The sequence below is a fragment of the Xaviernesmea rhizosphaerae genome (assembly GCF_001938945.1).
Classification (GTDB): Bacteria; Pseudomonadota; Alphaproteobacteria; order Rhizobiales; family Rhizobiaceae; genus Xaviernesmea; species Xaviernesmea rhizosphaerae.
In genome coordinates, this window is sequence record NZ_MKIO01000005.1 from 1 (window position 1) to 4,116 (window position 4,116).

Genomic DNA, 4,116 nt, shown 5'->3' on the forward strand with positions numbered 1-4,116 from the left:
GATGCGCGCATACCTTCTTCTCAAGCATATGCATCGCTGCAACCGTTATCTTTTGGTTGTGATTTATGAGTCCTGAGCCTAATGGGGATGGGTCGAATGTGGTCAACAACCTCTTCATCTATTTCCGGTGCGGTGCGACATCCTGGGATATGAGCTATATTGCTGGCTTGAGCCTGAAGAATGATGTCTTTAACAGCCGCATTCACCAGCTGACCTTCGAATATCTCGAAGACTCGTCCGGCACGAGCTTTGTGATCCTCTTTTACCTCGACGGTCAACTGGTGGCGACGTCTACCGCGTTTCCCACCACTGACGGCAACCCATTCGTCGCGAAGGCGACTGCCGGCAAGGCAAAGATCGGCTGCCCGTCTGGATATACGGGCAAGACGTTCGCCGGCGATTTCCGCCGCGCATGGTTCCAGAATGCCGAGCTTTCCGACCGGCCTGTCATCGATTTGGTCAAGCTCGATTGGGACGTGAACAAGAAGCGGATGGGCGCGGCATGACCGAACAGCGCGGCGAAACAACAGCCGCTGTTGAAGACGCAATGCAGCGCCTTTCCAGCGCCTATGACGCGATGCCGCCCGAAGACATTCGGGCGCATGCTCTCGCGCTGGCTGGCGTGATCGCGAGCCAGAATGTCGCTTTCGCGTCCACGGTGGGGACCATCCGGGGGATGGTGGATTTGCGCCGCCAGGAGCGGGCCTTTTTCAAAAGCGTTCTGCTTGAGATCCGCCGAGCAGCCAGCATGCAGGCCACTCACAGGCAGAAGGACGCCCGCCGGCAAATCGCCTCTCTTGCCGATGCGGTGGGGCCGCTTCTGCAGGCCATGAACGGCGAAGACCTCGACGCGATGACCGTGCAGCTCAATCACTTCCTCGACCTTCGGGACGCATGGCCTGACGTTTTGCTGGGCTTTTCGTTTGCTGACGATGTGCTTCCCAGCGCAACGCTTCGTCTTCGAAAACCCGCCGTGCCTGGGACGCAATTCGAGACTCGACTCCGGCAGCACGGCATGCAATATGCTTAACAAATTTACAATTTTGGGGAGCATAGCTTCTTGTCCTTGCTAGGCGAGCCTTCCAAGTAAGGTTTTGAAGACGGCCGACAATTAGGGGCCTGTTTGAGCGTTGCTTCGCGGCTCTTTGTTCTTCTGTATTAACGCATGAAGAGGGAGGAATGACAATGAGCGGCATAGGCGCGACGACGACCCGGGTTACCGCCACGGGCGACCAATATATCGACGGGCTTCTCGCCGGAGACAAGTGGGCGGACCAGACGATCTTCTATGCGTTCTCCCTGTCTTCGGCGGCCTATAACTACAGCTCAAGCGGTGTCACCGACCTTCCGGCGCATTTCCGCGCCTATACCACGCAGCAGAAGATCGCTGCGTCCTTTGCCCTGGACGGCGACCAGAACACGGCGTCGGTCGGCTTCTCGTTCAAGGGTTTTACGGCCGCGAATGTCCAGAGCCTCGGCGACGTCAACGCGACCAGCGGCACTCAGATCCGCTTCGCCGGAACGACCAGCTCGAGCTTGGGGACGGCGCAAGTCGCGGATTTTCCCGGCAATTACATCTCCTCGGATCGGAGCGACAACGGCGATGTGTGGGCCGGTGCGGCCTATGACAACAATTCGATCTATGACCTGCGAACACCGCAGGCGGGCAATTATGCATGGTTTACGCAGATCCACGAGGTAGGACATGCGCTTGGCTTGAAGCATCCGCACGAGACAAACTGGAGCTTTGGCAGCGTGCCGCTGGACGGGGACATGATGGAGTTCACCGTCATGTCCTATCGCTCCTATGAGAATGCCAATGTGAACGGGGGCGTAACGAACCACCAGTGGGACTTCGCCCAGACCTATATGATGCTCGACATCGCTGCGCTCCAGGCGATGTACGGCGCCGACTATACGACGAATGCCGATGCGACGGTCTATCGGTGGACGCCGGGGTCAGGCGATACGCTGGTCAACGGCGCGGTGGGAATCGATGCCGGCGGCAGCACGATCTTCATGACGGTCTGGGACGGGGGCGGCAACGACACCTACGACTTCAGCGCCTATTCGTCCGCCCTCAGCATCGATCTCCGGCCCGGCAAATGGTCGGTGCTCGATACAGCGCAGCTCGCCAATCTCGGTGGCGGCCACACGGCGCGCGGCAGCGTTTTCAATGCGCTGGAATATCACGGGAACACGGCGTCCTTGATCGAGAATGCCGTCGGCGGTACTGGAAACGACACGCTCGTTGGGAACGAGGTCTCCAACATTCTGTGGGGCAATACCGGCAATGACACCCTTTCTGGTCTCGACGGCAACGACGTCCTGCGGGGCGGCGCTGGCGCCGACATTCTCGACGGTGGCGCCGGCCTCGACAGGGTTTTGGGCAGCAAGGGCCACGACACCCTGAACTACGGGTTTGCCCGCTCGCAATATGTGGTCACACAGACCGGCGCGCTCATCTCCGTGCGCGCGCTCGTCGGGTCTGAGGGAACGGACTATCTCACCGGCGTGGAAACCCTGCACTTTGCCGACCAGGACGTCAGTGCGCCGGGCCTGTTCGGCGATTTCAATGGCGACGGCCGCGCCGATATTGCCCTGCAGAACCAGACCAGTCTTGCCGCCTGGGTGATGAACGGCGCGACGCTGACCGGCGGTGGTCTCATGCCGGCGCTGACCGACGACTGGTCTGCCATTGCCACCGGCGACACCAATGGGGATCTCCGCGCGGATGTTCTCCTGCAAAAGGACCAGCAGCTGGCGCTCTGGCAGATGAACGGTGTGCAGGTCAGCGGCGGCGGCCTGATCGGCACGATGGGCGATGGCTGGACCGTTGCCGCGATGAGCGACCTCACGGGCGATGGCAGAGCCGACATCCTCCTGCAGAACGATCGCCAACTGGCGCTCTGGCAGATGAACGGCGCGCAGATCGCAGGCGGCGGCCTGCTCTCCACCAGCCTCGGCGATGGGTGGCAGCTGGCGGGAACGGCGGATCTCAACGGCGACGGACGCAGCGACCTCGTTCTGCAGAACGGCCAGACCGTGGCTCTCTGGCTGATGAACGGCACGCAGATGACGGGTGGCGGCTTCGTCGGTACGCTCGGCGCAGGTTGGTCCATCTTCGGGACGGGCGATCTGAATGGCGACAGCAAGGCGGACCTCGTTCTGCAGAATGGCCAGATCCTCGCGGTGTGGCAGATGAACGGCTTCCAGATCGCCGGCGGTGGCATGATCAACACCATGGGGACCGGCTGGCATGCCGCGGGTCTGGCAGATCTGAACGGCGATGGCAGGACCGATATTGCGCTGCAGAACGGGCAGACACTTGCGGCCTGGGAGATGAACGGGGCGAACATCGCCGGTGGCGGGCTGATCAACGCCGCGCTGGGCTCCGACTGGGAGCTGGCCTGAGCCGGGAGGCACATCTTGCAATTCGTCAAGATCCCTGAATAGGCCAATACATGTTCGGGCCAGCTGTCCGGCCGCCAGCAACAGCGCTTGGCGATTGCCCGGGCGTTCTGCAAGAAAGCCGAAGATCCTGCTCTTCGACGAGCCGACATTGGCGCTCGATCCGGAAATGGTCAAGGGCGTGCTCGACAACATGGTCAGCCACGCCGAGGAAGGCATGACCATGTTCTCCATCACCCATGACATCGGCTCCTCTCCTCAGGTCGCCAATCGCGTGATCTTCATGGACCAGAGGCCCAGGTCGTGCCGAACCACCGCACGGAAAGCCTGACGGCGGCGGCCGCCAACAGCAAGCGCGGCTCTGGCGGCGGGGATGGCGGCACCTCGATCACGGTCACGATCGCCGGCAACGCCTATGGCGACGGGCATCTTGAGAAGGTCATTCACCAGGGCGTTCGCTCCGGGCTTGCGGCCAAATCTCAGGCAGACCGACGCGGCGGGGCGGGGGCGCTCTACCAAAGCTACCAGAAGCAGAAGGCATAGCCATTTTCGGCCAAATGCAATAAATATGGGGGTGGTCTACAACGTGGAGCGCCCCCAATGCCCCATAGCAATACGGGTGAAATCTAGGCTCAGGACTCATAAATCACAACCAAAAGATAACGGTTGCAGCGATGCATATGCTTGAGAAGAAGGTATGCGCGC

4 protein-coding genes and 1 pseudogene are annotated in these 4,116 nt (G+C 60.9%); all 5 read left to right on the forward strand.

Going from position 1 to position 4,116, the window contains the following annotated elements; all coding sequences use genetic code 11:
* Positions 1-98 precede the first annotated feature (98 nt).
* The 5 genes and pseudogenes from BJF92_RS00040 to BJF92_RS00060 all read left to right on the forward strand — a co-directional run bounded on the left by BJF92_RS00040 (position 99) and on the right by BJF92_RS00060 (position 3,954).
* The gene (locus tag BJF92_RS00040; protein ID WP_075632757.1) at positions 99-506 is read left to right on the forward strand and encodes a hypothetical protein; all 408 of its coding nucleotides are present in this window, start codon (positions 99-101) and stop codon (positions 504-506) included.
* Positions 503-1,030 (forward strand): hypothetical protein, encoded by a 528-nt coding sequence (locus tag BJF92_RS00045; protein ID WP_075632758.1) that lies wholly within the window; start codon positions 503-505, stop codon positions 1,028-1,030. The genes BJF92_RS00040 and BJF92_RS00045 overlap by 4 nt, the downstream gene beginning before the upstream one ends.
* A 155-nt stretch (positions 1,031-1,185) precedes the next feature.
* Positions 1,186-3,414: an FG-GAP-like repeat-containing protein gene (locus tag BJF92_RS00050; protein ID WP_075632759.1), complete on the forward strand. Its 2,229-nt coding sequence runs from the start codon at positions 1,186-1,188 to the stop codon at positions 3,412-3,414.
* Between the two features lie 9 nt (positions 3,415-3,423).
* Positions 3,424-3,703: pseudogene (locus BJF92_RS00055) on the forward strand (ATP-binding cassette domain-containing protein); the annotation flags it as partial.
* An 11-nt stretch (positions 3,704-3,714) separates the two neighbouring features.
* Entirely contained in the window at positions 3,715-3,954 is a 240-nt protein-coding gene (locus tag BJF92_RS00060; protein WP_075632760.1) for a hypothetical protein, read from the forward strand.
* Positions 3,955-4,116 lie beyond the last annotated feature (162 nt).